Annotated in this window: 13 protein-coding genes; 12 read left to right on the top strand and 1 reads right to left on the bottom strand. The window is 58.6% G+C overall.

Features of this window, described 5'->3' with window-relative positions:
• Positions 1-467 precede the first annotated feature (467 nt).
• The 7 genes from ABLV76_RS15910 to ABLV76_RS15880 all read left to right on the top strand — a co-directional run bounded on the left by ABLV76_RS15910 (position 468) and on the right by ABLV76_RS15880 (position 7,777).
• Positions 468-797: a YqcC family protein gene (locus ABLV76_RS15910; protein WP_002915249.1), complete on the top strand. Its 330-nt coding sequence runs from the start codon at positions 468-470 to the stop codon at positions 795-797.
• Entirely contained in the window at positions 797-1,591 is a 795-nt protein-coding gene (truC, locus tag ABLV76_RS15905) for a tRNA pseudouridine(65) synthase TruC (protein ID WP_062913564.1), read from the top strand. The genes ABLV76_RS15910 and truC overlap by 1 nt, the downstream gene beginning before the upstream one ends.
• 4 nt (positions 1,592-1,595) lie before the next feature.
• A complete protein-coding gene (locus tag ABLV76_RS15900; protein ID WP_205426318.1) occupies positions 1,596-2,039 on the top strand; it encodes a flavodoxin in 444 nt (147 codons plus the stop codon).
• Between the two features lie 470 nt (positions 2,040-2,509).
• Complete coding sequence (locus ABLV76_RS15895; RefSeq protein ID WP_004205562.1) at positions 2,510-3,862, top strand: MFS transporter; 1,353 nt, start codon at positions 2,510-2,512, stop codon at positions 3,860-3,862.
• A 2-nt stretch (positions 3,863-3,864) separates the two neighbouring features.
• Positions 3,865-5,205 (top strand): enolase C-terminal domain-like protein, encoded by a 1,341-nt coding sequence (locus ABLV76_RS15890; RefSeq protein WP_023319020.1) that lies wholly within the window; start codon positions 3,865-3,867, stop codon positions 5,203-5,205.
• 19 nt (positions 5,206-5,224) lie between these two features.
• Positions 5,225-6,565, top strand: a complete 1,341-nt coding sequence (gene gudD, locus ABLV76_RS15885) for a glucarate dehydratase (protein WP_004205567.1) — start codon at positions 5,225-5,227, stop codon at positions 6,563-6,565.
• 72 nt (positions 6,566-6,637) lie between these two features.
• Positions 6,638-7,777, top strand: a complete 1,140-nt coding sequence (locus tag ABLV76_RS15880; RefSeq protein WP_004205570.1) for a glycerate kinase — start codon at positions 6,638-6,640, stop codon at positions 7,775-7,777.
• 166 nt (positions 7,778-7,943) lie between these two features.
• On the opposite strand, the gene barA is transcribed toward ABLV76_RS15880, so the two are convergent.
• The gene (gene barA, locus ABLV76_RS15875) at positions 7,944-10,694 is read right to left on the bottom strand and encodes a two-component sensor histidine kinase BarA (protein WP_023319018.1); all 2,751 of its coding nucleotides are present in this window, start codon (positions 10,692-10,694) and stop codon (positions 7,944-7,946) included.
• Positions 10,695-10,806: 112 nt separating this feature from the next.
• Here barA and rlmD point away from each other — a divergent pair, with 112 nt between their 5' ends.
• From rlmD to eno, 5 genes are all read left to right on the top strand, one after another.
• On the top strand, positions 10,807-12,111 hold the full coding sequence (gene rlmD / locus ABLV76_RS15870; RefSeq protein WP_348878378.1) for a 23S rRNA (uracil(1939)-C(5))-methyltransferase RlmD: 1,305 nt from the start codon (positions 10,807-10,809) through the stop codon (positions 12,109-12,111).
• A 121-nt stretch (positions 12,112-12,232) separates the two neighbouring features.
• Positions 12,233-14,470, top strand: coding sequence for a GTP diphosphokinase (gene relA / locus ABLV76_RS15865; protein ID WP_004205575.1), 2,238 nt, complete (start codon positions 12,233-12,235; stop codon positions 14,468-14,470).
• 112 nt (positions 14,471-14,582) lie between these two features.
• Complete coding sequence (mazG, locus tag ABLV76_RS15860) at positions 14,583-15,374, top strand: nucleoside triphosphate pyrophosphohydrolase (protein WP_004205577.1); 792 nt, start codon at positions 14,583-14,585, stop codon at positions 15,372-15,374.
• 280 nt (positions 15,375-15,654) lie between these two features.
• Positions 15,655-17,292: a glutamine hydrolyzing CTP synthase gene (gene pyrG / locus ABLV76_RS15855; protein ID WP_004205579.1), complete on the top strand. Its 1,638-nt coding sequence runs from the start codon at positions 15,655-15,657 to the stop codon at positions 17,290-17,292.
• An 81-nt stretch (positions 17,293-17,373) separates the two neighbouring features.
• Positions 17,374-18,672: a phosphopyruvate hydratase gene (gene eno / locus ABLV76_RS15850; RefSeq protein ID WP_002915213.1), complete on the top strand. Its 1,299-nt coding sequence runs from the start codon at positions 17,374-17,376 to the stop codon at positions 18,670-18,672.
• Positions 18,673-18,718: the final 46 nt, after the last annotated feature.

The following is an 18,718-nucleotide window of genomic DNA, read 5'->3' as shown; positions in this document are numbered from 1 at the left end:
CAAGAAGGGTTGTAAGAAGAGGCAGAATCAGTGATCCTATGTCTGTCGACAGGAAGTCGCGAAATGAAGCGAACATCAGGATGATGGCGCTTCTGCAGGACCCGCCAGGATGGCGTTGCAAGGACAGGCTTCAGGATGAAGCAAGGATAACGCAGGATCGCGTAATGGACACCTCCAGGATGGAGAATGAGAGCCGCTCAGGATGAACGGTGGATCAGGAAGATCGGGACAAACTTAAGGATAAGTCATTTCACATCGGGGTGGTGTGAAAGCAGGATGCACGAGTTTATGGATGAACATGGTCAGGAGACCTCAGGAAAAGTTTTCAAGGACGAGCAGGGAGCACCAATGTAGCGGGAATGCTGCAAAACGAACCGGGAGCACTGTTTATACAGTGCTCCCTTTTTTTATTTCTCCTGCGGATTTGCTATCCTGCGCCCGGTTTTTAACTCATCGAGGTTTCCCCCATGACTCTTCACGATAGCGTGCGCGATCGCCTGCGCGCCATTGAAGCCCTGCTGCGCGAAACAGAGCACTGGCAGGAGACGGCGCCGGACAGCAGCGCCTTCGCCAGCGATAAGCCGTTTTGCCTGGATACCCTGGAGCCGCTGGAGTGGCTGCAGTGGGTCCTGATCCCGCGTATGCATCAGCTGCTGGAGAGCGGCCAGCCGCTGCCGCAAAATTTCGCCGTTGCGCCGTATTACGAAATGGCGCTGGATCAAGCCCACCCGGTTCGCGAATCCATGCTGGCGGAGCTGCTGCTGCTGGACGCGCTGTTTGCCGGTGAGCAGGCCTGATGCTGGAGATAATCTACCAGGACGACTGGCTGGTGGCGGTCAACAAACCGTCGGGCTGGCTGGTGCACCGCAGCTGGCTCGATCGCGATGAGAAAGTGGTGGTGATGCAGACCGTGCGCGACCAGATCGGTCAGCACGTTTTTACCGCCCATCGCCTCGACCGGCCCACCTCCGGCGTCCTGCTCATGGGACTGTCAAGCGAGGCGGGTCGGCTGCTGGCGCAGCAGTTCGAGCAGCATCAGATCCAGAAGCGCTACCATGCGATCGTCCGCGGCTGGCTGATGGAAGAGGCGCTGCTCGATTATCCGCTGGTGGAAGAGCTGGATAAAATCGCCGATAAGTTCGCCCGCGAAGATAAAGGCCCGCAGCCGGCGGTGACCCATTATCGTGGTCTGGCGACGGTAGAGATGCCGGTCGCTACCGGGCGTTATCCCACCACGCGCTACGGGCTGGTGGAACTGGAGCCGAAAACCGGCCGCAAGCACCAGCTGCGCCGCCATCTGGCCCACCTGCGTCATCCGATCCTTGGCGACAGCAAGCACGGCGATCTGCGGCAAAACCGCAGCGCCGCGGAGCATTTCGGCTGCCACCGCCTGATGCTGCACGCCAGCGAACTGTCGTTAAATCATCCCTTTACCGGTGAGCCGCTGACCCTGCGCGCCGGTTTTGACGACGTCTGGATGCGTGCGCTGTCGCAGTTTGGCTGGCGCGGGCTTCTCCCGCTAAATGAAAGGGTTGAGTTTGCCGACGACTGCGGTCAGGATGAAGAGAATAAGGACAATCCTGGGAGATAATAGCATGGCGGAAGTCGGAATTTTTGTCGGCACCATGTACGGCAACTCGCTGCTGGTTGCGGAAGAAGCAGAAGCGATCCTCAGCGGACTGGGACACAAGGCTACCGTGTATGAGGATCCGCAGGTCAACGACTGGGAATCCTATACGGGGAAGTATGTGCTGGTGGTCACCTCCACCACCGGGCAGGGCGATCTGCCGGACAGCATCGTCCCGCTGTATGAGGGCATCAAAGATATGTATCAACCTCACCTCCGTTACGGCATTATCGCGCTGGGCGACAGCACCTACGCCAACTTTTGCGGCGGCGGCCTGAAGTTCGATCAGCTACTGCAGGAGCAGGGCGCGAAGCGCATCAGCGAGATGCTGAAGATTGACGCCAGCGAAGATCCGGAGCCGGAGAGCGTCTCTAATCCATGGGTTGAGCAGTGGGCTACCCTGCTAGAATAAAAGCGCTGCCCTCTCCCTACGCAGAGGGCGCCCTTTCAAGCTGTCGCGGCCAGATACGCGGACGTCAAAATAGTAGCGCTTTCCAGGCGCCACGCCTTCAGGCAAATGCACAATATCCTTAGCAATATCATGGTTTAAGCTAGCCAGTTTCACCGCGTCAAGAGAGGTATTTCACACTCCGGCTCTTTTTGCTGCCCTTTTGACCACCCGCGGCGCTGGTTTTTCATTTCCGTGAACTTCCCCCCATTCTTTCAGGCATACGCCATAAACCACCTGCAATAGCGGCGTAAAAGCTGTGTAGATGCACGGTGAGCCGCGGTGTGCCTCTTCATATACTGCTCCAGCCAGTGACAAATGCAGTGCCAGATATAACGACAACTATCAAAACACGACCACGTCATTCTGATTACCCTACAGGTTGTGCTGTTCAGAATGAACGTAGCTAAACGCTATGATTCAGGAGTACAACAATGAGTTCATTAAGTCAGGCGGCGACGGCGGCTGAAAAGCGCACCAATGCCCGCTACTGGATAGTGGTGATGCTGTTTATCGTCACCTCTTTTAACTATGGCGACCGGGCGACGCTGTCGATCGCCGGTTCGGAAATGGCCAAAGATATCGGCCTGGATCCGGTGGGGATGGGGTATGTCTTCTCCGCGTTCTCATGGGCTTATGTCATCGGCCAGATCCCGGGCGGCTGGCTGCTCGACCGTTTCGGTTCGAAGCGCGTCTATTTCTGGTCGATCTTCATCTGGTCGATGTTTACCCTGCTGCAGGGCTTCGTCGACATCTTCAGCGGCTTTGGCATTATCGTCGCGCTGTTTACCCTGCGTTTCCTCGTTGGCCTGGCCGAATCGCCGTCGTTCCCGGGTAACAGCCGTATCGTGGCCGCCTGGTTCCCGGCGCAGGAGCGCGGCACGGCGGTGGCGATCTTCAACTCCGCTCAGTACTTTGCCACCGTTATCTTCGCGCCGATCATGGGCTGGCTGACGCATGAGGTGGGCTGGTCGCACGTCTTCTTCTTTATGGGCGGCCTGGGGATTGTGATTAGCTTTGTCTGGCTGAAAGTGATCCACGATCCGAACAACCATCCGGGAGTAAACAAGAAGGAACTGGAATATATCGCCGAAGGCGGCGCCCTGATCAACATGGATCAAAAGAGCAGCGCGCAGAAGGTGCCGTTCAGCGTCAAAATGGGCCAAATCAAGCAGCTGATCGGATCGCGGATGATGATCGGCATCTATATCGGTCAGTACTGCATTAACGCCCTGACCTATTTCTTTATTACCTGGTTCCCGGTTTACCTGGTGCAGGCGCGCGGCATGTCGATCCTCAAAGCGGGGTTTGTCGCCTCCGTTCCGGCGGTGTGCGGGTTCGTCGGCGGGGTGCTGGGCGGGGTGATCTCTGACTGGTTAATGCGCCGCACCGGCTCGCTGAACATTGCCCGCAAAACGCCGATAGTACTGGGGATGCTGCTCTCCATGACCATGCTGATGTGTAACTATGTCAACGTGGAGTGGATGGTGATTGGCTTTATGGCGATGGCCTTCTTCGGCAAAGGGATCGGCGCGCTTGGCTGGGCGGTGATGGCGGATACCGCGCCGAAAGAGATTAGCGGTCTTTCCGGCGGCCTGTTCAACATGTTCGGCAATATCTCCGGTATCGTCACCCCGATCGCTATCGGCTATATCGTCGGCACCACCGGCTCGTTCAACGGGGCGCTGGTTTACGTCGGCATCCATGCCCTGGTGGCAGTGCTGAGCTACCTGGTGCTGGTGGGCGACATCAAACGTATTGAACTGAAACCTGTAGCGGGACGTTAATCATGACTACCCAATCCAGCCCGATTATTACAGAGATGAAGGTCATTCCGGTGGCCGGACACGACAGCATGCTGCTGAACATCGGTGGGGCGCATAACGCCTGGTTTACCCGCAATATCGTGGTGTTGACCGATAACGCCGGCAACACCGGCGTGGGCGAAGCCCCTGGCGGTGAGGTTATCTACCAGACGCTGCTGGCGGCGATCCCGCAGGTGGTAGGTCAGGAGGTCGCCAGGCTGAATCGCGTGGTGCAGCAGGTACACAAAGGCAATCAGGCGGCGGATTTCGACACCTTTGGCAAAGGGGCGTGGACCTTTGAACTGAAAGTCAACGCGGTAGCGGCGCTGGAGGCCGCGCTGCTCGATCTGCTCGGCAAAGTGCTCAATGTGCCGGTCTGCGAGCTGCTGGGGCCGGGCAAGCAGCGTGATGCCGTCACCGTGCTGGGCTACCTGTTCTATATCGGCGATCGGCAGAAAACCGACCTTGGTTATCTGGACCATACGCCGGGCGATCACGAATGGTATCGCCTGCGCCACCAGCAGGCGTTGAGCAGCGAAGCGGTGGTGCGCCTGGCGGAAGCCGCTCAGGATCGCTACGGTTTCAAAGACTTTAAGCTGAAGGGCGGCGTGCTGCCCGGCGAGCAGGAAATTGACACCGCCCGGGCGCTGAAAAAGCGCTTTCCGGATGCGCGCATCACCGTCGATCCTAACGGCGCCTGGCTGCTGGATGAGGCGATCGCCCTGTGCAAAGGGCTGCAGGATGTTCTGACCTACGCCGAAGATCCGTGCGGCGCCGAGCAGGGTTTTTCCGGCCGGGAGGTGATGGCCGAGTTCCGCCGCGCCACCGGGCTACCGGTCGCCACCAATATGATCGCCACTAACTGGCGCGAGATGGGTCATGCGGTGATGCTCAACGCCGTCGATATTCCGCTGGCGGACCCGCACTTCTGGACGCTCTCTGGCGCGGTACGAGTGGCGCAGCTGTGCGACGAATGGGGGCTGACCTGGGGCTGCCATTCCAACAACCATTTTGATATTTCCCTGGCGATGTTTACCCACGTCGGCGCCGCGGCGCCGGGTCAGCCCACCGCCATCGACACCCACTGGATCTGGCAGGAAGGCGAGGCGCGCCTGACCAAAAATCCGCTGCAGATTATTAACGGCAAGATTGCCGTGCCAGACGCGCCGGGACTCGGCGTGGAACTTGACTGGGAGCAGGTGCGCAAAGCCCATGAGGCCTATAAAGCGCTGCCGGGCGGCGCACGCAACGACGCGGGCCCGATGCAGTACCTGATCCCCGGCTGGACATTCGACCGCAAACGTCCCGTTTTCGGCCGCCACTAAATTACAAAAGGATGATGCTATGACGACTTTCTCTTCCACGCCCGTTGTCACCACCATGCAGGTGATCCCGGTTGCCGGCCATGACAGTATGCTGATGAATCTGAGCGGGGCCCACGCTCCGTACTTCACCCGCAATATCGTGATTATCAAAGATAACGCCGGCCATACCGGCGTCGGTGAAATTCCGGGGGGCGAAAAAATTCGCCAGACTCTGGAGGATGCCATTCCGCTGGTGGTGGGCAAAACGCTGGGCGAGTATAAAAACGTGCTCGGTGCGGTGCGCAATCAGTTCGCCGACCGTGACGCCGGCGGCCGCGGCCTGCAGACCTTTGACCTGCGCACCACCATCCACGTGGTGACCGGAATCGAAGCGGCGCTGCTGGACCTGCTGGGCCAGCACCTTGGGGTCAACGTCGCCTCGCTGCTCGGCGATGGACAACAGCGCAGCGAAGTTGAAATGCTGGGCTACCTGTTCTTTATCGGTAACCGCCACGCCACGCCGCTGGCCTATCAGAGCCAGCCGGATGAACAATGCGAGTGGTATCGCCTGCGCCATGAAGAGGCGATGACGCCGGATGCGGTGGTCCGCCTCGCGGAAGCGGCGTATGAAAAATATGGCTTCAACGACTTTAAGCTGAAGGGCGGCGTGCTGGCCGGTTTTGAAGAAGCCGAAGCGATCAGCGCCCTGGCGAAGCGCTTCCCGAATGCCCGCGTGACCCTCGATCCGAACGGCGCCTGGCTGCTTGAAGAAGCCATTCAGATTGGCAAGCAGCTGAAGGGAGTACTGGCCTATGCGGAGGATCCGTGCGGCGCTGAGCAGGGCTTCTCCGGCCGCGAAGTGATGGCGGAGTTCCGTCGCGCGACGGGCCTGCCGACCGCCACCAATATGATCGCCACCGACTGGCGGCAGATGGGCCATACGCTCTCCCTGCAGTCGGTGGATATCCCGCTGGCGGACCCGCACTTCTGGACCATGCAGGGATCGGTTCGCGTGGCGCAGATGTGCCATGAGTTTGGCCTGACCTGGGGTTCGCACTCTAATAACCACTTCGACGTGTCGCTGGCGATGTTCACCCACGTTGCGGCTGCGGCGCCGGGCAAGATCACCGCTATCGATACCCACTGGATCTGGCAGGAGGGCAATCAACGTCTGACCAAACAACCGTTTGAAATTAAAGGCGGAATGGTGCAGGTGCCGAGCACGCCGGGTCTGGGGGTTGAGCTGGATATGGACCGCGTAATGCAGGCAAATGAGCTATATAAGAAACATGGTCTTGGCGCCCGCGATGATGCGATGGCGATGCAGTACCTGATCCCGGGCTGGACCTTTGACAACAAGCGTCCATGCATGGTGCGCTAAAAGGCCGCCGGCCTCTGCGGGGGCCGGCATTGCGCGATAGCCACAAGGGTTAGCTCAGAGTAAGGACTGCAGATGAAAATAGTGATCGCACCGGATTCCTGGAAGGAGAGCCTGAGCGCGCTGGAAGTAGCCAGTGCGATAGAGCAAGGCTTTCGCGAGATTTATCCTGACGCGGAATATGTCAGGCTGCCGGTTGCCGACGGCGGGGAAGGGACGGTGGAAGCCATGGTGGCGGCGACCGGCGGGCATCAGGTTCCGCTGACGGTGACCGGGCCGCTGGGGGAGCCGGTAGAGGCATTTTATGGGCTGTCCGGCGATCGCCAGTGCGCCTTTATCGAAATGGCGGCGGCCAGCGGGCTGGAAAGCGTTCCCCCGGCGCAGCGTAACCCGCTGCTGACCACCTCCTGGGGCACCGGGGAGCTCATACGCCATGCGCTGGACGCTGGTGTGCGGCAGATCATTATTGGCATTGGCGGCAGCGCGACCAATGACGGCGGCGCCGGCATGGCGCAGGCGCTGGGGGCGAAACTGCTGACCGCCGACGGTCAGCAGATCGCGCCAGGGGGCGGTGCGCTGGAGACGCTGGCGCGCATCGATCTTAGCGAGCTGGATCCACGGCTGGCAGATTGTCGGATTGAAGTGGCCTGCGACGTTACCAACCCGTTGACCGGCCCGCAGGGCGCCAGCGCGGTATTCGGCCCGCAAAAAGGGGCGACGGCGCAAATGATTGATCGGCTTGACGGCGGCCTGCGGCACTATGCCCGGATCATCGCCCGTGATTTAGATTGCGACGTGCTGAGCCTGGAAGGCGGCGGCGCGGCGGGCGGGATGGGCGCGGCGCTGTATGCGTTTTGCGGCGCTCAGCTGCGCCCGGGCATTGAGATTGTCACCGATGCGCTGCAGCTGGCGGAGCGGGTGGCGGATGCTGATTTAGTGATCACCGGGGAAGGGCGTATTGACAGTCAGACTATCCACGGTAAGGTGCCGGTGGGGGTGGCCCGGGTGGCGAAGCGATTTAACGTACCGGTGATCGGGATTGCCGGCAGCCTGACCGCCGATGTCGGCGTCGTGCATCAGCACGGGCTGGATGCGGTATTCAGCGTGTTGTACACCATCTGCACTCTGGATGAAGCGCTGGCCAATGCCGCCGCCAATCTGCGGATGACGGCGCGAAACGTCGCCGCGGTTTTGCAGATGGGCGGTAAGCTGTAATTGAGGGATCCCGGCTGGCGCAGTGGTATTTGTAGCCCGGATAAGGTGCGTAGCACCGCGATCCGGGAACCATCCCCGGTGGCGCTTACGCTTACCGGGGCTACCAACCGAATACCGGACCGTAGGGCGTAGCCCGGATGAGGCGCATAGCGCCGCTATCCGGGGTTTACACCCCCATCCGGCACGCTTCGCGCGCCACATTGTCCATCTCATCTAACAGCTCAAGCAGCTCCGGCTCCAGATCCTCGGCGGCGGTGCCTGCGCGCAGCTGGCTCTCCAGGGTGTGGCACAGCTTTTTCAGCCGCGGCACGCCGCTGTAGCTGCAGCTGCCATGCAGTTTGTGGATCAGATCCACCAGCCCTTCCGGCTGCTCGCCAACCAGTTGCTCTTCCACTTTGTTACGTACCTCCGGCATAAAAGCGATCAGCATCTGCAGCATCTCCCTCGCCAGATCTGGCTTCATCGCCGCCTGGCGCAGCGCCAGCTGCCAGTCGAGCGTCTGGTTATGGTCGATGACCGGCTCTGTGGGCGGTATCGCCGCCGGGGCGATGCTGTGTACTCCGGGCTGATAGCGCAGCAGCAGGGCGTGCAGTTTCTCTTCTTCGATCGGCTTCGCCAGATAGTCGTTCATGCCGGCGCTCAGGAGCTTCTCGCGCTGGCCCTCCAGGGCGTGCGCGGTGACGGCGATAACCGGCGTTAGCTGGTGATGCGGCAGATGATGGATAAGCTCACAAGCGCGGATGCCGTCCATATCCGGCATCTGAATATCCATCAGGATCAGATCCATCTGCAGTTGCTTGGCCTTGTCCACCGCCTGCTGGCCGCTGTCGCAGAGGATCACCTGCTGCACAAGGTCATCCAGCAGGGCGCCAATGAGCTTCAGGTTTGCCGGGTTGTCGTCGACGGCCATCACGGTCATCGGCAGCTTATGGCTGTCGGCCTGCGTCAACGGCGCGGAGGCTGTCGCATGATTGGTGGCCACCAGCGCTGGCAGTAAACGGGTAGTGGTGAGCGGTTTCAACAGGCAGGCGGCGACGCCATCGCGTTTCAGGGCTTCGGCGCTAACCTGGGCATGACACGGCAGAGCCAGCAGTACGTTGTCTGACATCGCGCAGGCTTTGGCTAATTTTTCCCGGTGCGGTGACAAATCGCGCATTGAGACCGGGATACCGACCAGCAGAATGTCGTACTGGGCTTCCGCCAGCGAGGAGAAGGTGGGGCTGTAGATCACCTCCAGCGGCGTGGCGGCCAGCATCTCCAGCGTGCACTGCGCCGCCGTCGCGTTGGCTTCCACATAGGCCAGACGCTTGCCCGCCAGCCCGTCGGTATTCAGCATATCCGGGATGGCATTCGGGTTGAGATCGAGGTTGATATGGAACCAGAAGGTGGAGCCGCGGTTCGGCTGACTGTGAAACGAGATATCGCCGCCCATCTCCTTGACCAGACGCTGGGTGATCACCAGCCCGAGCCCGGTGCCGCCGTGGCGGCGTGAAATACTGGCATCGGCCTGACGGAAGGCCTGGAACAGCCGGGACTGATCGCGCTCGGGGATGCCGATGCCGGTATCGTGGATCTGAATTTCGATCTGCACCCGCGAATTACTGATGGCCCGCTGCTCCACCAGCACGTCGATATTACCGTGCTCGGTAAATTTGATGGCGTTGCCCACGAGGTTGGTCACAATCTGCTGCAGACGCAGCGGGTCGCCGATGACGTTATCCGGCACGTTGTTCTTAATGTTCAGCGTCAGCTCCAGCCCCTTATCATGCGCGGAATGCGCCAGCAGGGTGACCACCTCATCAAGCGAGGTGCGCAGCAGGAACGGAATGCTCTCCAGGATCAGCTTCCCGGCTTCCAGCTTGGAAAAGTCGAGCACATCATTGATGATCGCCAGCAGATTATTGGCCGAGCGTTCGATGGTGGTCAGGTGGTCGCGCTGCGTGGCGTTGAGATCGGTTTTCAGCGTCAGGCGGGTAAAGCCGATCACCCCATTGAGCGGGGTGCGCAGTTCGTGGGACATATTGGCCAGGAATTCAGACTTAATGCGCGCCGCCTCCTGGGCGCGCTTTTTCGCCAGGTCCAGTTCGACGTTCTGAATCTCCATCTGCTCAAGGGTTTCCCGCAGATCGGAGGTGGCCTGGTCGACGTTGTGCTGCATCTCCTCATGGTACGCCGCCAGCGACATGGCCATCGAGTTAATGCCATTTTTCAGCATATCCAGCTCGCCGAGCATAAAGCCCTCGACCCGACTGTCCAGCTGCCCGCGGCGGATGCGGTCGACGGTATTGACCATATTGCGGATAGGGCCGGTGACGTCGCGCATCAGGCGCCAGCCGAAGATCAGCGCAATGCCGATGCAGAACAGCATCATCACGCTGGAGATGAAAATCTCTTTGTACTGCTGCAGGCGGACCGATTTCAGATCCAGCTCCAGCGCGACGTAGCCCAGCATATTGCCCGGCATTTTGGCATCGGATTCGGGGGATTCATCCGGCGAATAACTTTCCGAGACGATCGGCGTGCGCAGGATCATCATGTCGCCGTCGCGGATGACGCTGAGACGACGGGGAAACGCCTCGCCTTTTGGGATCTGCAGGTCGCTGGGGTTGAGCTGGTAATTGGAGGTGACAAACAGGCGGTTATGCGAATCGTACACCGAGATGGCCCGCACGATCTCCGAGTGGCGACGATGCAGAACGCTGATCAACTGGCCGATGGATTCGCGGTTTTGCAGATTCATGCCATATTCGCTGGAGACCGCCAGCGGCTCAATAATGCTGGTGCCGGCGTCCTCCAGCTGACGTTGCAGGTCGTTATAACGGTGAGCGACAAAGAAAACACTGAGCAACAGCCCTATCAGGACGGTTGGCGCCAGAATCAGAATCATCATGCGAGCACGCAGGCTGTAGTTGGTCATGCGGTTCCATTATGGGAGAATATAGACATCATCGTTCGGTGCGCGTCGGTGCGCTTCGCGGCGCTGCCGCTCTGAACGAGCTCGTTTTATTTGATTGAGACAACTCTCTACGATGGCGCAATTCTACTCTGCAAAACGGCGTGTGACGACGCGCCAGATCATAACCGTTACAGTCAACGACCTCGATCCCTTTGGCCAGGGCGTGGCCCGCCACAAGGGGAAAGCGCTGTTCGTCGGCGGCGTGCTGCCGCAGGAGCAGGCTGAGGTGGTGCTGGTGGAAGACAAAAAGCAGTACGCCCGCGCCCAGGTGAAACGCCGTCTGACCGACAGCCCGCAGCGCCAGGCGCCGCGCTGCCCCCATTTTGGCGTTTGCGGCGGCTGCCAACAGCAGCATGCCAGCATCACGCTTCAGCAGCAAAGTAAACGCGCCGCGCTGGCGCGCCTGATGAAACGCGAGGTGGATGAGATCATCGCCGGCGAGCCGTGGGGGTATCGCCGTCGCGCGCGCTTAAGCTTGAATTATCAGCCAAAGACCCAACAATTGCAGATGGGTTTTCGTCAGGCCAGCGACAAAGCGATCGTCGAGGTGGTGCAGTGCCCTGTTTTGGTGCCCCAACTTGAGGCGCTGCTGCCCGCCGTGCGCGAGTGCTTAAGCGCGCTGAGCGCATTACGCTGCCTTGGCCACGTCGAGCTGGTGCTGGCGGACAACGGCCCACTAATGGTGCTGCGCCATACCGCTGCGCTGCCGGCCGCTGACAGGGAAAAACTGGAACGTTTTTCGCAAACTCACGGTCTTTCCCTGTACCTCGCGCCGCAAAGCGAGATACTGGAACATATTCACGGCGAAGCGCCATGGTATACCTCAGACGGACTACGCTTAGTGTTCAGTCCGCGGGATTTTATCCAGGTCAACGACGGCGTGAATCAGCAGATGGTGCGTACCGCGCTGGCGTGGCTGGATCTGCAGCCCGAAGACCGGGTGCTGGATCTGTTCTGCGGGATGGGCAATTTTACCCTGCCGCTGGCGACTCGCGCCGCCCACGTGGTCGGGGTGGAAGGGGTGCCGGCGCTGGTGGAGAAGGGGCGGGAAAATGCCGCCCTCAATGGTTTATCCAATGTCACCTTCTTCCATGAAAATCTGGAAGAGGATGTCACCCGCCAGGCCTGGGCGAAGCACGGCTTTGATAAAGTGCTGCTGGACCCGGCCCGCGCCGGCGCGCCGGGCGTGATGCCGCATATTATAAAACTGGCGCCGCGGCGGGTGGTGTATGTTTCCTGCAACCCGGCGACGCTGGCGCGAGACAGCGAAACCCTGTTGCAGGCTGGATATCAGATTCAACGCCTGGCGATGCTGGATATGTTCCCGCATACCGGTCATCTGGAATCAATGGTGTTGTTTGAGCGCAGGCTTACATAAGGTCATTCACAACGTCGCAGAAGAGCCGCCCCGGCCATCAATGCTGACGCGACCTGCAGGATGACATGTAGAAAGTTGAGGCTTGCCGACTTCGGCAGGCCGGTCCCTTAAGGAGAGGACAATGGTTGCGGTAAGAAGTGCACATCTTAATAAAGCTGGTGAATTTGACCCGAAGAAATGGATCGCGAGTCTGGGGATTTCCAGCCAGCAGTCGTGTGAGCGCTTAGCCGAAACCTGGGATTATTGTCGCGAAAAAACGCAAGGACACCCGCTGGCGGACCTGCTGCTGTGGCGGGGCGTCGAAATGGTGGAGATCCTCTCCACCCTAAGTATGGATATCGATACCCTGCGCGCGGCGCTGCTGTTCCCGCTGGCCGACAGCGAAGTCGTCAGCGAAGCGGTCATGCAGGAGAGCGTGGGTAAATCGGTCGTGACCCTGATTCACGGGGTACGGGACATGGCCGCCATCCGTCAGCTGAAAGCTACTCATACCGACTCAGTATCTTCCGAGCAGGTGGATAACATTCGCCGCATGCTGCTGGCGATGGTGGACGATTTCCGCTGCGTGGTGATCAAGCTTGCCGAACGTATCGCGCATCTGCGCGAGGTCAAGGACGCGCCGGAAGATGAGCGCGTGCTGGCGGCGAAAGAGTGCACCAATATCTATGCTCCCCTGGCGAACCGCTTAGGTATCGGCCAGCTGAAGTGGGAGCTGGAAGATTACTGCTTCCGCTACCTGCACCCGGCAGAGTACAAGCGTATTGCCAAACTGCTCCACGAACGCCGTATCGACCGTGAGCATTATATCGACGAGTTCGTCGGCCACCTGCGGGCAGAAATGAAAGCCGAAGGGGTCAAGGCCGAGGTCTATGGTCGGCCGAAGCATATCTACAGCATCTGGCGCAAAATGCAGAAAAAACACCTCGCCTTTGACGAGCTGTTTGACGTTCGCGCGGTGCGCATCGTGGCCGAGCGGTTGCAGGATTGTTATGCCGCGCTGGGGATCGTTCATACTCACTACCGTCATCTGCCGGATGAGTTCGATGATTACGTGGCCAACCCGAAACCCAACGGCTACCAGTCTATCCACACCGTGGTGCTGGGGCCGAGCGGCAAGACGGTGGAGATTCAAATCCGCACCCGGCAGATGCATGAAGACGCCGAGCTGGGCGTGGCCGCGCACTGGAAGTACAAAGAGGGCGCGGGAGCGGGTACCAGTGGCGGTCGCGGCTATGAGGACCGTATCGCCTGGCTGCGCAAGCTGATTGCCTGGCAGGAAGAGATGGCCGACTCCGGCGAAATGCTCGACGAAGTGCGCAGCCAGGTCTTTGACGACCGGGTGTATGTCTTTACGCCGAAAGGCGACGTGGTGGACCTGCCGGCGGGGTCGACGCCGCTCGATTTTGCCTACCATATCCACAGCGACGTCGGTCATCGCTGCATCGGCGCTAAAATTGGCGGCCGCATCGTGCCGTTTACCTATCAGCTGCAGATGGGCGATCAGATCGAAATTATTACCCAGAAGCAGCCGAACCCGAGCCGCGACTGGCTCAACCCTAACCTCGGCTACGTTACCACCAGCCGCGGACGCTCCAAAATTCACGCCTGGTTCCGTAAGCAGGATCGCGACAAAAACATTCTTGCCGGCCGGCAGATCCTTGACGACGAGCTGGAGCATCTGGGCATCAGCCTGAAGGATGCGGAAAAGCACCTGCTGCCGCGCTACAATTTCAACGAGCTCGATGAACTGCTGGCGGCCATCGGCGGCGGCGATATCCGTCTCAACCAGATGGTCAACTTCCTGCAGGCGCAGTTCAATAAACCGAGCGCCGCCGAGCAGGATGCGGCAGCGCTGAAGCAGCTGCAGCAGAAAACCTATGCTCCGCAGAACCGCACCAAGGATAATGGCCGGGTGGTGGTGGAAGGGGTTGGCAATCTGATGCACCATATTGCCCGCTGCTGCCAGCCGATCCCGGGCGATGAGATCGTCGGCTTTATCACTCAAGGGCGCGGGATTTCCGTGCATCGCGCCGACTGCGATCAGCTCGCTGAACTGCAGTCGCATGCCCCGGAGCGCATCGTCGATGCGGTATGGGGCGAAAGCTACTCGGCGGGATATTCGCTGGTGGTCAGGGTGGAGGCGAACGATCGCAGCGGGTTACTGCGCGATATCACCACCATCCTCGCCAATGAGAAGGTGAACGTGCTGGGCGTCGCCAGCCGCAGCGATACCCGTCAGCAGCTGGCCACCATCGATATGACCATCGAGATTTACAACCTGCAGGTGCTGGGCCGGGTGCTCGGTAAGCTGAACCAGGTGCCCGATGTGATCGACGCGCGTCGTCTGCACGGCGGTTAATTCGTCTCCAGGCCGGATAAGGCGAAGCCGCCATCCGGCAATTTCGCAACGTCGGATAAGGTCGAAACGCCTTATCCGGCCGACTTTTTTTTTGAATTTCCAGGATTGTCACATGACTCAGATTGACCGCTTGCTCGGCATCATGCGCCGCCTGCGCGACCCGGAAAACGGCTGCCCGTGGGATAAAGAGCAGACCTTTGCCACCATCGCCCCCTATACCCTCGAAGAAACCTATGAAGTGCTGGACGCTATTTCGCGAGAGGATTTTGACGACCTGCGCGGTGAGCTGGGCGATCTGCTGTTCCAGGTCGTGTTCTATGCGCAGATGGCGCAGGAAGAGGGACGTTTTAACTTTGACGATATCTGCGCCGCCATCAGCGACAAGCTGGAGCGCCGCCATCCCCATATTTTCGCTGATGCCACCGCGGGAAACAGCAGCGAAGTCCTGGCCCGCTGGGAGCAGATCAAAAGCGCGGAGCGGGCGGAAAAAGCCCAGCACTCGGCGCTGGACGACATTCCGCATAGCCTGCCGGCGCTGATGCGCGCGCATAAAATCCAGCGTCGCTGCTCGGCGGTCGGTTTTGACTGGACCTCGCTGGGCCCGGTGCTCGACAAAGTGCATGAAGAAATTGATGAAGTGATGCATGAAGCGCAGCAGGCGGTGGTGGATGAAGCGAAACTGGAAGAGGAAGTGGGCGATCTGCTGTTCGCCACGGTGAATTTATCCCGCCATTTAGGGGTCAAAGCCGAGGTGGCGCTGCAAAAAGCGAACCGCAAATTCGAGCGGCGCTTTCGCGAAGTCGAGCGCATTGTCGCCGCCCGCGGCCTGGAAATGACCGGCGTCGACCTCGATACCATGGAAGAAGTATGGCAACAGGTAAAACGCCAGGAAACTGATCTCTAACGAGTTTTCGTGATCAAGCGCGATTTGTGTGATTTTATAAATAACAAGCGCTTGATTTACGTCAAAAACATTTCGCCAAAAGCGTCTATTTTCTCTTTCCGTTATGTCGTTGAAACACCATGTAGCCTGCCTCTTCGAGTTGTTCGGGTCGCAACACAGGTGCAACTTGAAGAACGAAGGGGAGGGGAAGAATGAAAGTTTGTGGCGTCACGCATGTTCGGGTATACTACTTTCCCGTCCTGGTTATTCCATCGTTTTACCCTAACTTCTCAGGTTCAGCATGACAACGAACTATATTTTTGTGACCGGCGGGGTCGTATCCTCTCTGGGTAAAGGCATTGCCGCAGCCTCCCTGGCAGCCATTCTTGAAGCCCGTGGTCTCAACGTGACCATCATGAAACTGGATCCGTATATCAACGTCGATCCGGGCACCATGAGCCCAATCCAGCATGGGGAAGTGTTCGTTACTGAAGACGGCGCAGAAACCGATCTGGACCTGGGCCACTACGAGCGTTTCATCCGCACCAAGATGACTCGTCGCAACAACTTCACCACCGGTCGAATCTACTCCGACGTGCTGCGTAAAGAGCGCCGTGGCGACTATCTGGGCGCAACCGTACAGGTTATTCCGCACATCACCAACGCCATTAAAGAGCGCGTACTGGCTGGCGGCGAAGGCCATGACGTGGTGCTGGTGGAAATCGGCGGTACCGTAGGCGATATCGAATCCCTGCCGTTCCTCGAAGCTATTCGTCAGATGGCGGTAGAGATCGGCCGCGAGCATACCCTGTTTATGCACCTGACTTTAGTGCCGTACATGGCCGCCGCCGGTGAAGTCAAAACCAAACCGACTCAGCACTCCGTGAAAGAGCTGCTCTCCATCGGTATTCAGCCTGACATCCTGATTTGCCGCTCCGATCGCGCGGTTCCGGCCAACGAACGGGCGAAAATTGCTTTGTTCTGTAACGTTCCGGAAAAGGCTGTTATTTCTCTGAAAGACGTCGATTCCATTTATAAAATTCCAGGCCTGTTGAAATCTCAGGGGCTGGACGATTATATTTGTAAACGATTCAGCTTAACTTGTCCGGAAGCAAACCTGGCCGAATGGGAACAGGTAATCTATGAAGAAGCCAATCCGGCAGGCGAAGTCACCATCGGTATGGTCGGTAAGTACATTGAACTGCCGGACGCCTACAAGTCGGTGATTGAAGCGCTGAAACACGGTGGTCTGAAAAACCGCGTTACCGTCAACATCAAGCTGATCGATTCGCAGGATGTGGAAACGCGCGGCGTCGAAATCCTCAAGGATTTAGATGCTATCCTTATCCCGGGCGGCTTCGGCTACCGCGGTGTGGAAGGTAAGATCGCCACCGCGCGCTACGCGCGTGAGAACAATATTCCTTATCTGGGCATTTGCCTGGGTATGCAGGTTGCGCTGATTGAATTCGCGCGCAATGTAGCGGGTATGGAAAACGCCAACTCGACGGAATTTGTGCCAGACTGTAAATACCCGGTTGTGGCCCTGATTACCGAATGGCGTGACGAAGATGGCAACGTTGAAGTCCGCTCCGAGAAGAGCGATCTGGGCGGCACCATGCGCCTGGGCGCGCAGCAGTGCCAGCTGGATGAGGATTCTCTGGTGCGCCAGCTGTACGGCGAGCCGACCATCACCGAGCGCCATCGTCACCGCTACGAAGTCAACAACATGTTGTTGAAACCGATTGAAGCTGCCGGTCTGCGCGTTGCGGGCCGTTCCGGGGATGATCAGTTGGTCGAGATCATCGAAGTGCCGAACCATCCGTGGTTTGTGGCCTGCCAGTTCCACCCGGAGTTTACTTCGACGCCGCGTGATGGACACCCGCTGTTTGCCGGCTTTGTGAAAGCCGCCAGCGAGTACCAGAAACGCCAGGCGAAGTAAAAAGAGTTAGAACGGCAATGCACCCATCCGGGTGCATTGTTTGTCTGGAGTTTTAGTTTAACTTGTACTGAGGAAAACCTAATGTCCAAAATCGTTAAAGTCATCGGTCGTGAAATCATCGACTCCCGTGGTAACCCGACTGTTGAAGCCGAAGTACACCTGGAAGGTGGTTTCGTCGGTATGGCAGCTGCTCCGTCAGGTGCTTCTACTGGTTCCCGCGAAGCGCTGGAACTGCGCGATGGCGACAAATCCCGTTTCCTGGGTAAAGGCGTAACCAAAGCTGTTGCTGCGGTAAACGGCCCGATCGCTCAGGCAATCCTGGGCAAAGATGCCAAAGATCAGGCTGGCATCGACAAGATCATGATCGACCTGGACGGTACTGAAAACAAATCTAACTTCGGTGCGAACGCAATCCTGGCCGTTTCTCTGGCGAACGCCAAAGCAGCTGCTGCCTCCAAAGGCCTGCCGCTGTACGCGCACATCGCTGAACTGAACGGCACTCCGGGCAAATACTCCATGCCGGTTCCGATGATGAACATCATCAACGGCGGTGAGCACGCTGACAACAACGTCGACATCCAGGAATTCATGATTCAGCCGGTTGGCGCGCCGACCCTGAAAGAAGCAGTACGCATGGGTTCTGAAGTGTTCCATCACCTGGCGAAAGTGCTGAAGTCCAAAGGCATGAACACTGCCGTTGGTGACGAAGGCGGCTACGCGCCGAACCTGGGTTCCAACGCCGAAGCGCTGGCTGTTATCGCTGAAGCGGTTAAAGCAGCAGGCTACGAGCTGGGCAAAGACATCACCCTGGCGATGGACTGCGCAGCGTCTGAATTCTACAAAGACGGTAAATACGTTCTGGCCGGCGAAGGCAACAAAGCGTTCACCTCTGAAGAGTTCACTCACTTCCTGGAAGAGCTGACCAAACAGTACCCGATCGTCTCCATCGAAGATGGCCTGGACGAATCTGACTGGGAAGGTTTCGCTTACCAGACCAAAGTACTGGGCGACAAAATCCAGCTGGTTGGTGACGACCTGTTCGTAACCAACACCAAGATCCTGAAAGAAGGCATCGAAAAAGGCATCGCTAACTCCATCCTGATCAAATTCAACCAGATCGGTTCTCTGACCGAAACTCTGGCTGCTATCAAGATGGCGAAAGACGCTGGCTACACCGCTGTCATCTCTCACCGTTCTGGCGAAACTGAAGACGCGACCATCGCCGACCTGGCTGTGGGTACCGCTGCAGGCCAGATCAAAACCGGTTCTATGAGCCGTTCTGACCGCGTTGCTAAATACAACCAGCTGATTCGTATCGAAGAAGCGCTGGGTGAGCAAGCGCCGTTCAATGGTCGTAAAGAGATCAAAGGCCAGGCTTAATCCTGTCCTTATGAAATAACCATGCCAGCCTTCGGGCTGGCATTTT

This window comes from Klebsiella sp. GB_Kp047, assembly GCF_040065235.1.
Classification (GTDB): domain Bacteria; phylum Pseudomonadota; class Gammaproteobacteria; order Enterobacterales; family Enterobacteriaceae; genus Klebsiella; species Klebsiella quasipneumoniae.
The sequence above is the reverse complement of the archived record's forward strand: the minus strand, read 5'-3'. Positions and strand labels throughout refer to the sequence as shown.

Coding starts and splice junctions, on each gene's coding strand:
- barA (WP_023319018.1), bottom strand. CDS start 10,694: ATGACCAACTACAGCCTGCGTGCTCGCATGATGATTCTGATTCTGGCG.
- ABLV76_RS15890 (WP_023319020.1), top strand. CDS start 3,865: ATGACTACCCAATCCAGCCCGATTATTACAGAGATGAAGGTCATTCCG.
- ABLV76_RS15900 (WP_205426318.1), top strand. CDS start 1,596: ATGGCGGAAGTCGGAATTTTTGTCGGCACCATGTACGGCAACTCGCTG.
- ABLV76_RS15910 (WP_002915249.1), top strand. CDS start 468: ATGACTCTTCACGATAGCGTGCGCGATCGCCTGCGCGCCATTGAAGCC.
- gudD (WP_004205567.1), top strand. CDS start 5,225: ATGACGACTTTCTCTTCCACGCCCGTTGTCACCACCATGCAGGTGATC.
- rlmD (WP_348878378.1), top strand. CDS start 10,807: ATGGCGCAATTCTACTCTGCAAAACGGCGTGTGACGACGCGCCAGATC.
- mazG (WP_004205577.1), top strand. CDS start 14,583: ATGACTCAGATTGACCGCTTGCTCGGCATCATGCGCCGCCTGCGCGAC.
- ABLV76_RS15880 (WP_004205570.1), top strand. CDS start 6,638: ATGAAAATAGTGATCGCACCGGATTCCTGGAAGGAGAGCCTGAGCGCG.
- truC (WP_062913564.1), top strand. CDS start 797: ATGCTGGAGATAATCTACCAGGACGACTGGCTGGTGGCGGTCAACAAA.
- pyrG (WP_004205579.1), top strand. CDS start 15,655: ATGACAACGAACTATATTTTTGTGACCGGCGGGGTCGTATCCTCTCTG.
- ABLV76_RS15895 (WP_004205562.1), top strand. CDS start 2,510: ATGAGTTCATTAAGTCAGGCGGCGACGGCGGCTGAAAAGCGCACCAAT.
- relA (WP_004205575.1), top strand. CDS start 12,233: ATGGTTGCGGTAAGAAGTGCACATCTTAATAAAGCTGGTGAATTTGAC.
- eno (WP_002915213.1), top strand. CDS start 17,374: ATGTCCAAAATCGTTAAAGTCATCGGTCGTGAAATCATCGACTCCCGT.